The following is a 16,766-nucleotide window of genomic DNA, read 5'->3' as shown; positions in this document are numbered from 1 at the left end:
GTCAGCGCAGCAGATTGGCGCGAGCGAACTGCAGGGACTCGGCCAGCAGCGCCTCGCGCTCACTCGCCGACCGCGCGCCCGACGTCGTCACCTCAAGGATCACATGCCCGGAGAAGTCGCTTGCCGCCAGCATCTCGCAGACCTCAACGGTCGGCTGGGTGCCGCGACCGGGAACCAGATGTTCGTCGGCCGACGCGCCGCTGCCGTCGCACAGATGCAGGTGCACCAGGCCCTCACCCATCCGGTGGGCCATCTCGAGGGCGTCGGTGCCCGCGGTCGCGGTATGCGACAGGTCGAGCGTGTAGTGCGCGTGGTTCCCGTCCAGCGGGTCGTAGGACGGCGCGAACGCCGAGATGCCCGGCCCTGGCTTACCCCCGCGTTTGCGCATCCGCTCGATCGACGTCTGGCCCGCACCGAAAAACCGGTCGGCACGGAACGGGAACATGTTCTCCACCGCCACCATCACCTCGCTGGACGCCTCCAATTCGGCGACCTGCGTGCTGAACCCCTCGGCGTACCGGCGCTGCCAGCGGAACGGCGGATGGACGACGACGGTCTGGGCGCCGAGCTGTTCGGCGGCCCGCACGCTGCGCTCCAGTTTCGGGATCGGATTGGCACCCCACACGCGCTGCGAGATCAGCAGACACGGTGCGTGTACCGACAGCACCGGCATCTCGTAGCGCTCGGACAGCTCGGTGATGGCATCGATGTCCTGAGAAACGGTTTCAGCCCACACCATCAGCTCGACACCGTCGTAGCCCAGGGTTGCCGCGTACTCGAAAGCAGCCTCGGTCCTCAGTGGATAGACCGAGGCCGTCGACAGACCGACCTTGATTGCGGGGCGCACGTTGGCTGTTAGGCGGCGGTAGTCGCCGTCAACCCGACTGCAGCAGCGCCAAGGGGCCCAACGTGACGAGAGCCCCCACAGCCACTGCGATCAGCGTGCTGCCGATGTCCTCGGTCTTGCGCACCACCCGCACCCCGACGACGAGGCCGAGAATCACCAGGACAGACAGCACCAGCGCGACGATGTTGTTCCACTTCCACAGCTGGTCGAAAGCGACGAACAGGCCGGCGCCGAACGCGACCGCCAGGACGCACTGCCCGACGATCCACACGCCGTGCATGAACGACGACATGGTCGTCGGCTGGGCCGCCTCGATCCCGTGGTCTGGGTCGTCGAGTTCGATGTCCTCCGGAGTGGGCGATGTGCCCCTGCGCGCGATGTCGTCGGCGACGGTCTGGCCGCCGAACAACGCACCCTCGGCGGGGCGCGGATAGGACCTCGAGCGGTCGGAATCCTTGGCGTCGTCCTCGAGGTCGCCGACCGTATCGAGGGCGTCTATGTCGTCCTCGGACTCGATCTCGGGCGCCGACCAGTCCAGGGCGGTGTCCTCGTCGACCGGGTCCGGGTCGGGACTCATCTCCTCGGCGTCGACCAGCGCGCCGAAACGGCGCGGCGCGTAGCTCGAGCGCCGCGGTGGCGCGAAGAAGTCGACGTCGGCGTCGCTATCGCGCTGTTGGATGTGGGCGGCATAGTCGGTGACCGCGTCGGCGTAGTCATCGTCGGTCTCGTCGGCTGCGTCCTGTTCGACGGCTTCAGCGGCCTCATCGGCCTCGACGGCTTCAGCGGCCCTGTCGGCCTCATCGGCCTCGACCGCTTCGACCACGTCGGTGTCCTGATGGTCGACGGCGCCGTTGCTCACAGTGGGGCTGGTCAGATCCGGCGGTTCGACGGCTTCGACCTCTTCCACAGGGACCTCGACGGGCTCGGCGACGTCCTGCTGGGCCAAGGGTTCTTCAGCCACGGGCTGTTCGACGATGTCGCGATCGGTGACGATCGGAATCTCACCGGTCAGCTCGGCGACGGAGATCGAGTCGGTGTCTCCGCGACGGCGCCTGCGGCGGCCCCCGACCGGCGGGGCACCGATTGTGCCGTTACGGGCCAGCAACTCCGCGACCGAGATCGGTCGCGTGCTCTGGCTGTCTTCTGGTCCTGTCATTCGTCTCTCGCCTCTGGGCCCCTGGAATCGGCGCCGTGTGAGCCTCCAGTCTGCTGGTCAGCGTCGCTGGACAGATGTCTCCACCAAGGCGGTTCCATCAGCCTCGCTGTCGAGTTTCCGCAGAATCAGCCCTTCTCGCAATGCCCATGGACAGATATCCACGCTTTCGACATCCAGCACCTTCATGCTCGCCTCAGCTACCAAGGCTCCGGCCACGATCTGCGGCGCCCGTTCGGCGCTCACCCCTTCCAACTCTGCACGGTCAGCCGCGGTCATCCTAGAGATGAATGCTATGAGCTGTCTCAGGCCGGTGGCCGTCAACGTCCGCTTCACCCTCGGACCTGCCCCGGAGGGGGCCGCGCCGGTGAGGCGGGCCAGCGAGCGGAACGTCTTCGAGGTCGCGACGGCCAGGTCTGGAGTGCCCGCCTTGAGCATCTCGGCGCCCGCGTCGGCCAGCTCGGTGGCCAGCCAGTCGCGCAGCATGTTCACGCGGCGGCGGCCCGGGGGATCGTCGGGCAACCATTCCCGGGTCAGCCTGCCCGCACCGAACGGCAGCGACAGCGCAACCTCGGGCTCCTCGTCGACGCCGTTCGACAGTTCAAGCGAGCCGCCACCGATGTCGATGTTGATGATGCGGCCCGCGCTCCAGCCGTACCAGCGGCGCACCGCGAGGAACGTCAGCCGGGACTCATCGACCCCGCTGAGCACCTGCAGCGCCACGCCGGTCTCGGCGTGCACCCTGGCGAGTAGTTCTTCGGAGTTCTTCGCATCGCGGACAGCGGAAGTCGCGAACGCCATCAACTCGGCGCAGCCCGAACTCGCCGCGATCTTGGAGAACTCGTCGAGCGTGCCGATCAATTTGTCGGCGCCCTTGCGAGTGAGCTTGCCGTTGTTGTCGATTGACTCTGCGAGGCGCAGCGACGCCTTTGTCGAACTCATGGGCGTCGGGTGGCCGCCCCGACGCGCGTCCACCACCAATAGGTGGACGGTATTGCTGCCGACATCCAGCACGCCTAATCGCACCTCTACACGGTAATGGGTTTACCGTTGAATACTGTGAGCGCATCAGCGATGAGCCCTCGGGCGAAGAGCAAATCACCGGGGCCAGGAGAGGTTGAACTCGACTTTGCCCGTGAGTGGGTGGAGTTTTTCGATCCCGACAACCCCGAGCATCTGATCGCGGCCGACATGACGTGGCTGCTGTCGCGGTGGACGTGCGTGTTCGGCACGCCGGCCTGTCAGGGCACTGTGGAGGGCAGGCCCGACGACGGATGCTGCAGCCACGGGGCCTTCATGTCGGACAAGAACGACATCGCCGAACTCGAAGAGGCGGTCAAACTCCTGACCGACGAGGACTGGCAGTTCCGGGACAAGGGTCTCGGTAAAAAGGGCTACCTCGAAATGGACGAGTACGACGACAAACCCAATCTGCGCACCCGGAAGTACAAGGGCGCCTGCATCTTTCTGAACCGTCCCGGCTTTCCCGGCGGCATCGGATGTGCGCTGCACTCGAAAGCGCTCAAGATCGGGGTCGAACCGCTGACCCTCAAACCGGAGGTCTGCTGGCAGCTGCCGATCCGCCGCACCCAGGAATGGGTGGAACGACCCGACGGCACCGAGATACTGAAGACGTGGATCACCGAGTACGACCGGCGCGGCTGGGGCGAGGGCGGCGCCGACCTGCACTGGTACTGCACCGGCGATCCGAACGCGCACGTCGGTAAGAAACAGGTGTGGGAGTCCTACGCCGCAGAACTCACCGAACTGCTCGGCGAGAAGGCCTACGCAGAGCTGGCCGCGATGTGTAAGCGGCGCAGCGCTTTAGGGCTGATCGCCATACACCCCGCGACCCGCGCGGCCGAATGAGCCTGTTCTTCTTTCGCCTCACTCCGCCACGTGCGGATTTCGCGCAGACGATGACACCTGCCGAACAGCAGGCGATGGCAGCTCATCAGGAGTACTGGCAGCAACTGGAGGCCGACGGCAGGGTCGTGGTCTACGGTCCGGTTGCCGACCCCGAGGGCGTGTGGGGCCTAGGCGTCCTGCGCGCGGCCGACCGCGCCGAGGTGCTGGCCATCGCGGAGAGCGATCCGTCAGTCACCGCGGGCGTCAACACCTTTGAGGTGTTCGAGATCCTCGGTTCGTAGCGATTTCGGTGTAGCTGGTCGCGCTCGGCGCGACGGCGTACACCGAAATCGCTAACCCTCCAGCTTGTAGCCCAAGCCGCGGACCGTGACCAGATGAACGGGATTCGCAGGGTCGGACTCGATCTTCGACCGCAGCCGCTTCACGTGCACGTCAAGGGTTTTCGTGTCGCCGACGTAGTCGGCACCCCACACCCGGTCGATCAGCTGACCGCGGGTGAGCACTCGGCCACTGTTGCGCATCAGGTACTCGAGCAGGTCGAACTCTTTGAGCGGCAACGTGATCGCATCGCCGTTGACCGAAACAACGTGCCGTTCGACGTCCATCCGCACCGGCCCGGCTTCCAACACGCCATCGCCGATCCCTGCGTCGTCGTTGTCGCTGCCGCGACGCAGCACGGCGCGAATACGCGCAATCAGTTCCCGCGCAGAGTACGGCTTAGTCACGTAGTCGTCGGCCCCGAGTTCGAGTCCGACCACCTTGTCGATTTCACTATCGCGAGCCGTCACCATGATGACGGGAACGCTTGAACGCGAACGCAATTGCTTGCAGACGTCCGTACCGCTCATCCCCGGAAGCATCAGGTCCAACAGGACGATGTCGGCACCGGCCCGCTCGAACTCGGCCAGGGCCGACGGCCCGTCGGCCACTACCGTGGCTTCGAAGCCCTCCTTGCGCAGGAGAAAGGCCAGGGGATCGGCCAAGGACTCCTCGTCCTCCACGATCAACACGCTGGTCATTGTCTGGCTAGTCCTCTCGTTCGACGTGCACTTCTGGGTCATCGTCACCCTGCGGATATGCCGGAATCGACAGGGTGAACGTCGATCCCGTTCCTGGTTGACTCCACAGCCGGATGGCTCCGTTGTGGTTGGCGGCGACGTGCTTCACGATCGCCAATCCGAGTCCCGTGCCGCCGGTGGCCCGGGAACGCGCCTTGTCGACGCGGAAGAACCGTTCGAACACCCGCTCCTGGTCCGCGCGGGCGATGCCGAAACCGCGGTCGGTGACGGCGATTTCGATGTTGTCGCCGCGGCGGCGCCTGCTGATCGACACCGCAGAACCGTTAGGCGAGTAGGCAATTGCGTTGGACACCAGGTTCGCGATGGCGGTGACCAACAGCGGCTGGTCACCCAGGACCCGGAATCCGGTCGGCGCGTCGGTCGTGATCGCGATGTCGGCGTTGTCGGCGGCCACCTTGTACCGCGACAGCGCCTCGGCGACGACGGTGTCGACGTCGACGGCTTCCAGGTCGGGCAGCGGTTCGGCGCCCTGCAGCCGCGACAGCTCGATCAGTTCGCCCACCATGTTGCCCAGCCGATTCGCCTCGACCAACATCTTGTCGGCGAACCGGCGCACCGTCTCGGGGTCATCGGCCGACGCCAGCACCGCCTCTGCGAGCACCCCCATCGCACCGACGGGGGTCTTGAGTTCATGGCTGACGTTGGCGACGAAGTCACGGCGGGTCGCCTCCATCCGCGCATGCTCGGACTGGTCGTCGACGTAGACGACGGCGAAGCGGCGATCCTGCTCGGTCAGCAGGCGGACGTGCCCGCGAACCGACAATCCGGATCGGCCCGGGTGGGCACGCTTGCGTGGCGACAGGTCGACCTCACCGTCCTCACCGGTGGTCAGGGTGCGTTCGGCCGCCAGCCAGGCACGGTCGTCGAGCAGCCGGTCACGCACCAGACCCAGCTCACGGGCCCGGTCGTTGGTGTAGACCACGTCACGGTAGGTGTCGACCACGACGATCCCGACCGGCGATTGCGACACGATGTGAGCGAGCATCTGAGAAACGGTGATCCCGGACTGCGCGGTCGCGCGCCGTTGCCTGCGCTCCATCAGACGGGGCGCCAACCCCGCCCCGAGCGCCACACCGATCGCCAGGGCGAGCAGTGCGACGAGCGCCGACAGCAGCAGCGCCGTTACCACACTCACGCGAAAATCGTACGCACCCGGTGAACGTCATCCCAGCAGCGTGCGGCCAAATCGGGACAAGTCACAGAAGGAATCTGGGAAATTCGAACCCTGGCTTTCCCCCGTTAACCCGCCGTTTGCCCGGCGGCACTGTTCCGCGGTCTACTTCGCGCCCTGCGCAGCAACTGCGGCCGCACCCGCCGCCGCGGCCTCGGGGTCCAGGTAGGTGCCGCCGACGACCGCCGGCTTGAGGTCGGAATCCAGGTCGTAGCGAAGAGGAATGCCGGTCGGAATGTTCAGTCCGACCACGTCTTCGTCCGACATTCCGTCCAGATACTTCACCAACGCGCGCAGCGAGTTGCCGTGGGCGGCGATGAGCACGGTCTTGCCGGCACGCAGATCGGGCACGATCGTGCCCTCGAAATACGGCACGAATCGCTCGACGACGTCCTTGAGGCACTCGGTCAGCGGGCCACCGCCGATATCGGCGTACCGCGGATCGCGGTCCTGGCTGAACCTGGTGCCCGCCTCGATCGGCGGTGGCGGGGTGTCGTAGCTGCGCCGCCACTTCATGAACTGCTCGTCGCCGTACTTGTCCTTGGTCTCGGCCTTGTTGAGGCCCTGCAGGGCGCCGTAGTGCCGCTCGTTGAGCCGCCAGTCGCGGTGCACCGGAATCCAGTGCCGGTCCGCGGCGTCCAGCGCCAGGTTCGCGGTGGTGATCGCCCGGCGCAGCAGCGAGGTGTACAGCACGTCGGGTTGGCGGTCGAGCTCCTTGATCAGCTCGCCCGCGCGCAACGCCTCGGCCCTGCCCTTGTCGGTGAGGTCGACGTCGACCCAGCCGGTGAACAAGTTCTTCGCGTTCCACTCGCTCTCACCGTGCCGCAGCAGAATCAGCGTGGAGTCTCCCATGGCACAGAGCCTAGTCGGAGGCGTCCTCGTCGTCTTCGTCGATGAGGTGAGCGAAGGCCTGCAGGTTCTTCAGCGACTCACCACGCGACACCCGCCACTCCCACTCTTTTTGGATGGACGACCGAAAACCCAACTCCAACAGTGTGTTGAAGTCCGTGTCGACGGCTTCGAGCACTTGACCGAGCACCCGGTCGATCTCATCGGAGGTGACCGACGCCAGCGCCATCCGGCCGACGAGGTAGATGTCGCCGACGTTGTCCAGCGTGTAGGCGACGCCGTAGAGACGGCGGTTGCGCTTCAGCAGAAATCGGTAGACACCCTCGTGGTTTTCGTCGGGTTTGCGGCAGACGAACGCTTCCACGCGCACCGAATGTTCACCGATGGACAGGATGGTGTTGGTCGTCAGCCGACGCTCGCCGGGCAGTTCGACGATGATGCCGGGCAACCCGCCGCGGGCACCTTCATGGCGGGTACAGGTGAGGCCGTTCTCCTTGCAGGTCTGCTCGATGATGTCCCGCGCGCTGGCAGTCACGCACGCACCCCGCGCCGGATCGTGAATCGCCGGCCACTGCGGCGCGCCGCCACGTCCTTGCGCTGGCGGGCGCGATAGTCCGACATCGCGCGTCCGTAGCTGGTGAGCAGCGCGTCGACGGTGCGGGCCCACGAGAACGTCGCGGCATGCTCGACGGCGGCCGCGCGCATCGTCTCCGGTCCCTTGTCCAACACGGCGCCGATGGCGTTCGCCCAGTCGTCCACGTCGTGGCCGTCCACCAGCGTTCCGGTGACGCCGTCCCGCACCGCGACCGGCAGCCCGCCGACGGCGGCCGCCACGACGGGCGTCCCACAGGCCTGCGCCTCGACGGCGACGAGCCCGAACGATTCCGAATAGCTCGGCACGGCGACCAGATCGGCGGCCCGGTACACGTCGACGAGTTGATCGCGCGACTGCGGCGGCAGGAATGTCACGTGTGCGGTGATACCCAGTTCTTCGGCCAATTGAATCAACGACTCGGGTGCGGCTAGCCCGCTGCCGGACGGTCCGCCGGCCACGAGCACCCGTAGTGCGCCGAACCGGCCGGTCAGCCGGGCAGCGGCGCGCAGCAGCACGTCGGGCGCCTTCAGCGGTTGGATCCGCCCGACGAAGGCCAGCACCTGCTCGTCGGCCCGCAGCCCCAGCGCGGCGCGTGCGGCGGCCCGGTCACCGGGTGTGAAGAGCTCGAGGTCGACGCCGGGGTGGACGACGTCAATGCGAGCCGGATCGGCGTGATGCAGCGAAACAAGTTGGCGTGCTTCGGTTTCGGTGTTGACAATCATCCGGTCCGCCTCGTCGACCACCTGCTGCTCACCGACCGCGCGCAGCGGCGGCTCGGGTGCGTCACCGTCGGCGAGCGCCGCATTCTTGACCGCGGCCAGGGTGTGCGCCGTATGTACGAGCGGCACGGCCCACCGATCCCGTGCCAGCCAGCCCACCTGACCCGACAACCAGTAGTGCGAGTGCACGACGTCGTAGTAGCCGGGCTCGTGGGTGGCCTCGGCCCGCAGGACGCCCGCGGTGAAGGCGCACAGCTGGGTGGGCAGGTCGTACTTGTCCAGACCCTCGAACGGGCCGGCGACGACGTTGCGGACGAGGACCCCCGGCGCGACGCGCACGACGGGCGCATCCGCCGATGACGTCGCCCTGGTGAAGATCTCCACCTCGACGCCGCGGCGGGCCATCTGCAGCGCGCTCTGCAGGACGTAGACGTTCATCCCGCCCGCGTCTCCGGTGCCGGGCTGCGCCAGCGGCGAGGTGTGCACCGACAACACGGCTACTCGTCGCGGAGCCGGAAGGCCGGCGACATCAGACCCCGGAACCGCAAGACCTGTCAGATCCGTGGCTGGGCGCACACACACATGTCTACACCGTGGCCGGACACCGGCCTGCTACGCACTCACCTCGGGGCGCCGGTTGAGGGCCCGCTTCATCGCGCCGATGGGGTCGGCGTAGAGCCCGACGAGGGACACCACGCCGGCGCCGGCCTCCTGCACCCGATTACCGAACGCCGTGACCCGGATCTGACGCGGCGGCATGACCGAGCGTTGCGTGTACGCCGCCTCGACCCATTCCATGCCCTCCGGATACTCGGTGAAGGCCTGGCCGCCGACCACGAGGTCGTCGGGGTTGAGCATGTCGCGCAACAACGCGACAGCCTGGCCCAGCACACTGGCCCGCTCGGCGAGCAGGCCCTGCGCCTGCTCGTCGCCCTGCCGGGCGGCCCGCAGCACCGCCTGCATCGTCGAGGCCGGACCGTCGCCGCTGATGATGCGGGCCTTGCGGGCGGCGATCAGCACGGCTTCGTCGCTGACCGTGGACTCGAGCTGGCCGGTGCCGCCCAGCAGCTCCGAGTCCGCGGGCAGCGCGGCGATGGTGCCCGGTCCGCTGCTCGGCGAATGCACCCGCCCGCCGATGGACAGCGCGTAGCCGACGGTCTCGCGCGCGTAGACGTACAGACTTGTGCCCGCGCTCTCGGACACCGGCTGCCGACGGCCCCCGAGCAGAAGTTCGGCACCGGCCATCGCGTCGACGTGGGAGGCGACCGACACGGGCAGGCCGAGCGCTTCGGCGAGCACCGGCCCGACGGGAGCCTCCGACCAGCCCAGCCGCGGATGATCGAGGTAACCCGTCGCGCTGTCGACGACGCCACCCGCGGCCACGCCGACCCACAGTGCGCGGCGGCGGTGCCAACGGCTGAGGTAGCGGCGGGCGCTGGCGGCCAACGAGGCCAGCGCGGCGGCCTGCGGGGCACGCGGCGTCGGCGTCTCGACGACGTCGAGCGTCCGGCCGAACAGATCGGTGGCCACGATGCTGGTGGTGCGCGCACCGATGTGGATGCCCAAGGTCAGATAGGGCTCGTGATTGACCTCGACGGGAACTCGCGGCCTGCCGATGGCTCCGGCGACCGCCAGGTCGGCGCGCTCCCGCAGGACTCCCGCATCGAGCAGCGCCGTCACCTGTCGGTTGACCGTCGCGATGCTCAGTCCGGTGACCTGCGCGATGACGTCACGCGCGATCGGGCCGCGCAGGCGCGCGGCGCTGAACACGGAGCCCGCGGCCGCCTCGGCTACCCGCAGCGAGGGCGCCACGACGTGATGACGTGCAAGCAGAGCGCGCTTGGCGTGAGCGGGGGGCTTATGGAGAGTGGGAGATACGGTGCGCACGGGAGTGTCCTTTTGTGAAGTCGGCCGGGGGGTCGGTGCCACACCCGGGGACTGTCATCAGGACAGCGGAATCAGGAGCGGCGAAGTGCGCAACAACAACAGTGCCGCGTGATGCGGGCAGCCTGACTCCTGGACACGCGGCGAATTTAGCACGCCAACTAAAGTTGGGCCCATGACGACACCAGAGACCGACAGGCGGGTCGCGGTGGTGACCGGCGCCAGCGCCGGTATCGGTGCAGCGACCGCGAGAACCCTTGCCGCCCTTGGCTTTCATGTGGTCTGCGCAGCCCGGCGCGCCGAGCCGATCCAGGCCCTGGCCGACGAGATCGGTGGGACCGCGATTGTGACCGACGTCACTGATTCCGACGCCGTCAACGCCCTGGCCGACAGCCTGAACAGGGTCGATGTGCTGGTGAACAACGCCGGCGGCGCGCGCGGACTCGAGCCGGTGGCAGAGGCCGACATCGAGCACTGGCGGTGGATGTGGGAGGCCAATGTTCTGGGCACTCTGCGGGTCACCCGCGCGCTGCTGCCGAAGCTGATCGACTCGGGCGACGGGCTGATCGTCACGGTCACCTCGATCGCGGCTGTCGAGATCTACGACTACGGCGGCGGCTACACCTCGGCCAAACACGCCCAGGGCGTACTGCATCGCACGCTGCGCAGCGAGCTGCTCGGAAAGCCGGTGCGGCTCACCGAAGTTGCGCCGGGCATGGTGAAGACCGACTTCTCACTGCGCCGGTTCGACGGTGACGAGGAGCGCGCCGCCAAGGTGTACGAAGGTGTCACACCGCTGCTGGCCGAGGACATCGCCGAGGTGATCGGATTCGTCGCGTCACGCCCGTCGCACGTCGACCTCGATCTGATCGTGGTGCGGCCGCGTGACCAGGTCAGCGGAGCGAGCGGATCGCGGTTCAACCGCCGCACCTAAGTCATCCGATCACAATGTCGGCCTGAGAGCGTCGCCGTGCACATATAGCCTCGACCGCGCTGTCAGCACGACATTGCGTCGGAGCCAGACCTAGCCGCCGGGGCGGCCTGCGCCGGCGGGCTCAGGCGCACCTGACGGCGTGGCAGGAGCGGTGCTGGGAATTCCCGCCGGTGAAGCCTGGTCCGACAGCGCGGACATTGACGTCCACTCGTCCCAGGAGACCGCCCAGTCCCAGATGTCGCCGTCGGCATAGGACAGCTGGATCCGCGTCCCGGTGACCTCGACCGGATCGCCGTAGATCGCACTGTTGAAATACTGCTGTGCGTCGGACTCGGACAGGTTGATGCAGCCGTTGGTGACGTTCGAGTTGCCCTGCGAACCGAGGCTGGCCGGATTGGCATGGATGAACTCGCCGTTGTTCGAGATCCGAACGGCGAACCGCTCGCGGATGTTGGCGTATCCGGCTGCGGGGTTGGTCATATAGAAGTCTTCGTACTTCTCGGTGACGACGTGCACGCCGCTGCGCGTCACATTGCGATCCAGGTCGCCCTCGCCGTAGCTGCACGGGAAGTCCATGATGACCGCGCCGCCGGCGTCGAGCACCTGGATGCGGTGCGACGACGCCTCGGCCTTGACCACCTGACGGCGGCCGATCTCGAACGTCAACGTCGAATCCGCCGCGCCGAACGCGCCGTCGCCGAACGGAACCCCGTAGAGCTTCGCGTCGACGTGCACCTTCGTGCCCGCAGGGTAGTAATCCTTGGTACGCCAGTGCATGCGCGAGCCGCCGACCTCGTCGGGCAGCCATGCCCAGCTGCCCTCGACGGCCGGTTCGGTGGTGACCTTGACCGCCTTCTCGACGGACGCCTTGTCGCTGATCGACGCGTCGAACTGGATGATGATCGGCGCCGCGACGCCGACGACTTGACCGTCGGCGAGCTGGAACCGGCCGCTGACCTGAGCGCTGGGGTTCACGGTGGTGAAGCTGCCTGCGACAGGTTGCGCGTTGCCGTCACGGCCGACCACCGAGCCACTCCACGTGTACTCGACGCCGTAGCCAAGCGGTTCGGTGATGTTGAAGGCGGTGCGATCGCGGTTGAGCGCACCCGCGACGGCCTTGCCGTCCGGATTCGTCAGCGCGACGCGCTGGAACCAGCCGTCGCGGACCTCGACCCCGACGGGCGCGGTCGGCACCACGTCAGCGGTGGCGTCGGTGGGTTGGAAACTCAGCGACGGTGCGGGCGGTGCGATCGCCTCACCGGCTGAGGGCAGGGACCCCCTGGAGCAGGCCGCCAGAGCGCCCGGCGCCATGACGCCGACCGCCAACGCGGTCAAGGCGCGTCGCCTGGATATAGCCGGCGCAAAGGGCACGGCATCGGCTGGGCTCACGTGGACCCAGCGTACCTAGAGAGCGGCGCCAATCAGAATTGGTTCGGGGGTGAGTTCGATCCCGAATGTCGTTCTGACACCGTCGCGTACCGCCCTGGCCAGCGTAATCACATCAGATGTCGTCGCTTTGCCCCGATTGGTCACAGCCAGCGCATGCTTGGTCGACAGCCGCGCTACAGCGTCGTTGCCCGGAAAGCCCTTGGCGAAGCCCGCACGCTCCACAAGCCATCCTGCGGCCAGCTTGACGCCGTCGGGGGCCGGATAGTTGGGCACGACTCCGTCGACGCTGCCCCTGAGCCGCTCGAAGACTTCTTGGTCGACGACGGGGTTGGTGAAGAACGAGCCGACGCTCCAGGTGTCGTGGTCGGCCTCGTCGAGCACCATGCCCTTGCCGGCCCGCAACGCCAGCACCGCGTCCCGCACACGGGCGGCGTCGATCCGCGAATTCGGTTCTGCACCAAGGGTATTGGCGAGCTCACCGTAGCGCATCGGTGCGCTGAGCCCGTCGGGGCGCAATTCGAACTCCACCTCGAGCACGATCGAGGCGCCGGAATGCTTGAGGACGCTGGTGCGGTAGCCGAACTGCAGCGTCGACGGTGCGACCCAGGAGTCCTCCCCCGTACGGCGGTCGAGCAGCCGCACCCGGCTGATCGTGTCGGCGACCTCGGCACCGTACGCGCCGACATTCTGAACCGGTGTCGCACCGGCGGAACCCGGGATACCGGACAGGCATTCCAGCCCGCCCAGCCCGTGTGCAAGCGACGTCACGACGACGTCGTCCCACGCCGCTCCGGCCTCCGCGCGCACGACGTTGCCCTCGACGGTGATCTCGGTGTTGGCGAGCAGGACGACGGTGAGGTCGGTGAGGTCGTCGGCCAGCACGACGTTGGATCCACCCGCGAGCACGAGGGCATCGCTGTCGGGGCCGAGCGCGCGCGTCACGTCGACGACCTTCTGGGTGGTGTCGCAGGTGATCAGCCGTTGCGCAACGGGTCCCACGCGCAGGGTGGTCAGCGGCGCCAACGGCACCGCCTCGGAGACGGACGCGCCGCCGATGAGCGAGGTGACCACGGGCGGTAACGGTAGCGTGGCCAGCTATGCCGCGTTCATTCGACATGGCCACCGAGTACGAGGGCTCGGTCGAACAGGTCCACCGCGCATTCCGGGAAGAGCGGTACTGGATGGCCAGGTTGACGGAGTCCGGCGCGGACGCCTACTCGCTGGACAGGCTGATCCTCGGCGACGACGGCGGTATCGACGTCGTGACCACGCAGAAGATCCTCGCCAACCGGTTGCCGGGTGTGGTTCAGCAGTTCCATCGCGGGGACCTGACGTTGATCCGCGAAGAGGTGTGGTCGCCGTTCCGCGACGGTCAGGCGGCGGCGACCGTCAATCTCAGAATTCACGATGCACCGGCAAAACTGAGTGGCAGCGCGACCTTGGTCCCGGCGAATCCCGGCACCGGCTCGAGGCTGGACTTCAATGCCACCGTCGAGGTGAACATTCCGCTCGTCGGCGGCAAGATCGAGAACTTCATCGGCAGTCAACTCGTCGACCTCCTCATCCATGAGCAGCGCTTCACCACGGTGTGGATCGCCGAGAACACCTAGGCGGCGCCTGCGGCGTGGTGCGGGGCTCGAGGCACCCACCGGCTTAAGCTTGAATTCATGGCTGCCCCGATTGGACAGCTCACGCGAGGCACCACCGGCTATAACCGGCTACGGCGCAGCGATCGCTGGTTGGTGCATTCGCGACGGGTGCGCGCCGCACTGCTGTCCGCCGCCGACCCGTTGGTCATCGACCTCGGCTACGGTGCGCTGCCGGTGACGACTCTCGAACTGGCCGAGCGACTGCGGATGGTGCGTAACGACGTTCGGGTCATCGGCCTCGAAATCCATCCCGAACGAGTCGCGTCGGCACGAGCCGCCGTCGGCGACACCGTTGAATTCGCCCTCGGCGGTTTCGAATTGGCCGGGCGGCGCCCCGCCCTGGTGCGCGCATTCAACGTGCTGCGTCAATATCCCGTCGACGCGGTGGCCGAGGCGTGGTCGACCATGCAAGCCCAGTTGGCCCCTGGCGGTCTGATCGTCGACGGCACGTGCGATGAACTCGGCAGACTCTGTTGTTGGGTGCTGCTCGACGCCGACGGTCCGCTGAGCCTCACGCTGGCCTGCGATCCGTTCGCCATCGAGCGCCCGTCCGATCTCGCCGTCCGGCTGCCCAAGGTGCTGATCCATCACAACGTCGACGGTCAGCCGATCCATGCTTTGCTCGCGGCGGCCGATCGCGCGTGGGCCAGCGTCGCGGGCCACGGAGTCTTCGGCCCGAGGGTGCGCTGGCGGGCAATGCTGGATCTCCTGCGCAACAGCGGCTTCCAGGTCGACCCGCCGCGACGACGGATGCGCGACGGCGTGCTCACGGTGCCGTGGCAGGCGGTGGCGCCGAATCCCCTCCCCTGAACGTCCTACGCTGGTGACCATGCGCGTGGCCCTGGCACAGATCCGCAGCGGCACCGACCCCGCGGCCAACCTCGCCCTGGTCGAGGACTACACCCGACGCGCAGCCGACGCGGGTGCGCGGCTGGTGTTGTTCCCGGAGGCGACGATGTGCCGGTTCGGCGCTTCGCTGGCCTCGATCGCCGAACCGCTCGACGGCCCATGGGCGACGGGAGTGCGGCAGATCGCCGAGCGCACAGGCATCGTCGTCGTCGCAGGCATGTTCGTTCCCGCCGACACCCGAGATGGGCGGACGCGGGTCACCAACACCCTGATCGCGACGGGACCGGGAGTCGACGCCCATTACGACAAGATCCATCTCTACGACGCGTTCGGGTTCACCGAGTCGAATACCGTGGCGCCGGGCCGCGAGCCCGTGGTGATCACTGTCGACGATGACTCCGGCCCCGTCACCGTCGGCCTCACCCTGTGCTACGACGTCCGCTTCCCCGAGCTGTACATCGAATTGGCCCGCCGCGGAGCACAACTCATCACCGTCCACGCATCGTGGGGCACCGGTGCCGGCAAGCTCGACCAGTGGACGCTGCTGGCCCGCGCCCGCGCGATCGACACGACGGGCTTCGTCGCCGCGGTCGATCAGGCCTATCCGGGCGACGAAATCGCGTCGCTGGGGCCCACCGGGGTGGGCGGCAGCGTCGTCGCGTCTCCGGTGGGCGAGGTCGTCGCATCGGCGGGCGACGATCCGGATCTGCTCGTCACCGATATCGACCTCGATGCGGCCCAGAAGGTCCGCGAAACCATCGCGGTCATGCACAACCGCACAGATCACCTATGGCGTAAGGCAGAATCGCGGGGATGACAGACCCTTGGGACGGCCGCAACCAGCCGCAGGGACCGCCGCAGGGCCCGCCGCAACGGCCACAGGGACCGCCCCAGTACCCGCAGGGCCGCCAGGACTACCCGCAACAGCCGCCCCAGGGGCCGCCGCCGGGTTACTCCGCGCCGCCACCCCAGGGGCCTCCTGGGCCGCAGACGTCGGCGCCGCAGCAGGAGGAGCCCACCCCCGCGAAGCGGTCGAAGGGCTTCCTTCGCGACCCGCTGTCCATCGTTCTGACGCTGGTCATCGTCGTCGCGGTGGTCGCGGCAGCGCTGATCGGCGTCGAGCTGTACGCCCGCAATGAAGGCGAGACCAGGGTCGCCTCCGCCGTCGAATGTCTTGTCGAGGACAAGGCCGAGGTGTCGTTCGCCTTCATGCCGCCCTTCCTGATACAGCACATGTCCAGGCACTATTCGAGCCTGCACATTGAAACCGCCGGCAATCAGATCGGCAGTCTGCAGGGCATGAAAGCCGACGTGACCGTCGAGAACGTCAACTTGAATGAAGACGCCGGCTCCGGTGGCGGCGGCACGATCGGGTCGCTCGTCGCGAAGATCGACTGGACATCGGCCGGCATGTCGCAGTCCATTCAGGACGCCATTCCGCTGGTCGGATCGTTGATCTCCGGCGTCACGACCAACCCGTCCGATGGCACGGTCGAGTTGGAGGCGGCGCTCGGCAGCATCGTCACCAAGCCGACGGTCAAGAACGGCGCTCTCACGCTGGAGGTGACGGAGCTGACCGGACTCGGTTTCACGTTGCCGCGGGAGACGATTCAGCCCGCACTCGACTCGCTCACCGCCCAGTTGGAGCAGGAGCTGCCGATGGACATCAAGGCCGACTCGGTGAAGGTGACGGACGCGGGCGTCGAAACCCAGTTCTCCACCCAGAACGCGACGATTCCCAGGAGCGAGCAAGACTCCTGCTTCTCGAACATCTGACGG

Annotated in this window: 18 protein-coding genes; 7 read left to right on the top strand and 11 right to left on the bottom strand. The window is 67.5% G+C overall.

What is annotated here, in order from left to right:
* Window position 1: 1 nt before the first annotated feature.
* From BST47_RS05590 to BST47_RS05580, 3 genes are read right to left on the bottom strand one after another with little or no spacing between them, the layout of a single operon-like run.
* The gene (locus tag BST47_RS05590; protein WP_083124194.1) at window positions 2–847 is read right to left on the bottom strand and encodes a sugar phosphate isomerase/epimerase family protein; all 846 of its coding nucleotides are present in this window, start codon (window positions 845–847) and stop codon (window positions 2–4) included.
* Between the two features lie 28 nt (window positions 848–875).
* Entirely contained in the window at window positions 876–2,003 is a 1,128-nt protein-coding gene (locus tag BST47_RS05585; RefSeq protein ID WP_083124193.1) for an Rv0497 family membrane protein, read from the bottom strand.
* A gap of 57 nt (window positions 2,004–2,060) precedes the next feature.
* The gene (locus tag BST47_RS05580; protein WP_083124192.1) at window positions 2,061–3,026 is read right to left on the bottom strand and encodes a Ppx/GppA family phosphatase; all 966 of its coding nucleotides are present in this window, start codon (window positions 3,024–3,026) and stop codon (window positions 2,061–2,063) included.
* 12 nt (window positions 3,027–3,038) lie between these two features.
* Here BST47_RS05580 and BST47_RS05575 point away from each other — a divergent pair, with 12 nt between their 5' ends.
* Together BST47_RS05575 and BST47_RS05570 are read left to right on the top strand one after the other, a co-directional pair.
* Window positions 3,039–3,869, top strand: coding sequence for a DUF3109 family protein (locus BST47_RS05575; protein WP_207568535.1), 831 nt, complete (start codon window positions 3,039–3,041; stop codon window positions 3,867–3,869).
* Complete coding sequence (locus tag BST47_RS05570; RefSeq protein ID WP_207568534.1) at window positions 3,866–4,150, top strand: YciI family protein; 285 nt, start codon at window positions 3,866–3,868, stop codon at window positions 4,148–4,150. The genes BST47_RS05575 and BST47_RS05570 overlap by 4 nt, the downstream gene beginning before the upstream one ends.
* 51 nt (window positions 4,151–4,201) lie before the next feature.
* On the opposite strand, the gene regX is transcribed toward BST47_RS05570, so the two are convergent.
* The 6 genes from regX to BST47_RS05540 form a co-directional block, all read right to left on the bottom strand.
* Complete coding sequence (regX, locus tag BST47_RS05565) at window positions 4,202–4,888, bottom strand: two-component sensory transduction protein RegX (RefSeq protein WP_083124190.1); 687 nt, start codon at window positions 4,886–4,888, stop codon at window positions 4,202–4,204.
* 7 nt (window positions 4,889–4,895) lie between these two features.
* Entirely contained in the window at window positions 4,896–6,083 is a 1,188-nt protein-coding gene (locus BST47_RS05560; protein ID WP_083124189.1) for a sensor histidine kinase, read from the bottom strand.
* Between the two features lie 141 nt (window positions 6,084–6,224).
* On the bottom strand, window positions 6,225–6,971 hold the full coding sequence (locus BST47_RS05555; protein WP_083124188.1) for a phosphoglyceromutase: 747 nt from the start codon (window positions 6,969–6,971) through the stop codon (window positions 6,225–6,227).
* A 10-nt stretch (window positions 6,972–6,981) separates the two neighbouring features.
* Window positions 6,982–7,503 carry a type III secretion system chaperone family protein gene (locus tag BST47_RS05550; protein ID WP_083124187.1) on the bottom strand — a complete coding sequence of 174 codons (522 nt, stop codon included), beginning with the start codon at window positions 7,501–7,503 and terminating at the stop codon, window positions 6,982–6,984.
* Window positions 7,500–8,840, bottom strand: a complete 1,341-nt coding sequence (gene mshA / locus BST47_RS05545; protein WP_083124306.1) for a D-inositol-3-phosphate glycosyltransferase — start codon at window positions 8,838–8,840, stop codon at window positions 7,500–7,502. The genes BST47_RS05550 and mshA overlap by 4 nt, the downstream gene beginning before the upstream one ends.
* Before the next feature lie 54 nt (window positions 8,841–8,894).
* Window positions 8,895–10,169, bottom strand: coding sequence for an ROK family transcriptional regulator (locus tag BST47_RS05540; protein ID WP_083124186.1), 1,275 nt, complete (start codon window positions 10,167–10,169; stop codon window positions 8,895–8,897).
* Window positions 10,170–10,341: 172 nt separating this feature from the next.
* On the opposite strand from BST47_RS05540, the gene BST47_RS05535 reads away from it, so the two are divergent.
* The gene (locus BST47_RS05535) at window positions 10,342–11,100 is read left to right on the top strand and encodes an SDR family oxidoreductase (protein WP_083124185.1); all 759 of its coding nucleotides are present in this window, start codon (window positions 10,342–10,344) and stop codon (window positions 11,098–11,100) included.
* A gap of 90 nt (window positions 11,101–11,190) precedes the next feature.
* On the opposite strand, the gene BST47_RS05530 is transcribed toward BST47_RS05535, so the two are convergent.
* The gene (locus BST47_RS05530; protein ID WP_083124184.1) at window positions 11,191–12,489 is read right to left on the bottom strand and encodes a L,D-transpeptidase; all 1,299 of its coding nucleotides are present in this window, start codon (window positions 12,487–12,489) and stop codon (window positions 11,191–11,193) included.
* Between the two features lie 15 nt (window positions 12,490–12,504).
* Window positions 12,505–13,560, bottom strand: coding sequence for a UDP-N-acetylmuramate dehydrogenase (locus BST47_RS05525; RefSeq protein WP_083124183.1), 1,056 nt, complete (start codon window positions 13,558–13,560; stop codon window positions 12,505–12,507).
* 26 nt (window positions 13,561–13,586) lie between these two features.
* Here BST47_RS05525 and BST47_RS05520 point away from each other — a divergent pair, with 26 nt between their 5' ends.
* Genes BST47_RS05520 through BST47_RS05505 form a run of 4 tightly spaced genes read left to right on the top strand, consistent with a single transcriptional unit; the run spans window position 13,587 to window position 16,763 of the window.
* Complete coding sequence (locus BST47_RS05520) at window positions 13,587–14,099, top strand: DUF2505 domain-containing protein (protein ID WP_083124182.1); 513 nt, start codon at window positions 13,587–13,589, stop codon at window positions 14,097–14,099.
* A 57-nt stretch (window positions 14,100–14,156) separates the two neighbouring features.
* Window positions 14,157–14,948, top strand: coding sequence for a class I SAM-dependent methyltransferase (locus BST47_RS05515; protein WP_083124181.1), 792 nt, complete (start codon window positions 14,157–14,159; stop codon window positions 14,946–14,948).
* 19 nt (window positions 14,949–14,967) lie between these two features.
* Window positions 14,968–15,804 carry a carbon-nitrogen hydrolase family protein gene (locus BST47_RS05510; RefSeq protein WP_083124180.1) on the top strand — a complete coding sequence of 279 codons (837 nt, stop codon included), beginning with the start codon at window positions 14,968–14,970 and terminating at the stop codon, window positions 15,802–15,804.
* Window positions 15,801–16,763 (top strand): LmeA family phospholipid-binding protein, encoded by a 963-nt coding sequence (locus BST47_RS05505; RefSeq protein ID WP_083124179.1) that lies wholly within the window; start codon window positions 15,801–15,803, stop codon window positions 16,761–16,763. The genes BST47_RS05510 and BST47_RS05505 overlap by 4 nt, the downstream gene beginning before the upstream one ends.
* The last annotated feature ends 3 nt before the right edge of the window (window positions 16,764–16,766 follow it).

The organism is Mycolicibacterium tusciae (assembly GCF_002086795.1).
GTDB lineage: Bacteria > Actinomycetota > Actinomycetes > Mycobacteriales > Mycobacteriaceae > Mycobacterium > Mycobacterium tusciae.
This window is presented reverse-complemented; position numbering and strand designations above follow the sequence as displayed.

What these genes read in the sequence shown, in the direction of transcription:
- BST47_RS05585 (WP_083124193.1), bottom strand. Translation starts at nt 2,003, where the DNA reads ATGACAGGACCAGAAGACAGCCAGAGCACGCGACCGATCTCGGTCGCG.
- BST47_RS05575 (WP_207568535.1), top strand. Translation starts at nt 3,039, where the DNA reads ATGGGTTTACCGTTGAATACTGTGAGCGCATCAGCGATGAGCCCTCGG.
- BST47_RS05570 (WP_207568534.1), top strand. Translation starts at nt 3,866, where the DNA reads ATGAGCCTGTTCTTCTTTCGCCTCACTCCGCCACGTGCGGATTTCGCG.
- regX (WP_083124190.1), bottom strand. Translation starts at nt 4,888, where the DNA reads ATGACCAGCGTGTTGATCGTGGAGGACGAGGAGTCCTTGGCCGATCCC.
- BST47_RS05555 (WP_083124188.1), bottom strand. Translation starts at nt 6,971, where the DNA reads ATGGGAGACTCCACGCTGATTCTGCTGCGGCACGGTGAGAGCGAGTGG.
- BST47_RS05535 (WP_083124185.1), top strand. Translation starts at nt 10,342, where the DNA reads ATGACGACACCAGAGACCGACAGGCGGGTCGCGGTGGTGACCGGCGCC.
- BST47_RS05520 (WP_083124182.1), top strand. Translation starts at nt 13,587, where the DNA reads ATGCCGCGTTCATTCGACATGGCCACCGAGTACGAGGGCTCGGTCGAA.
- BST47_RS05515 (WP_083124181.1), top strand. Translation starts at nt 14,157, where the DNA reads ATGGCTGCCCCGATTGGACAGCTCACGCGAGGCACCACCGGCTATAAC.
- BST47_RS05510 (WP_083124180.1), top strand. Translation starts at nt 14,968, where the DNA reads ATGCGCGTGGCCCTGGCACAGATCCGCAGCGGCACCGACCCCGCGGCC.
- BST47_RS05505 (WP_083124179.1), top strand. Translation starts at nt 15,801, where the DNA reads ATGACAGACCCTTGGGACGGCCGCAACCAGCCGCAGGGACCGCCGCAG.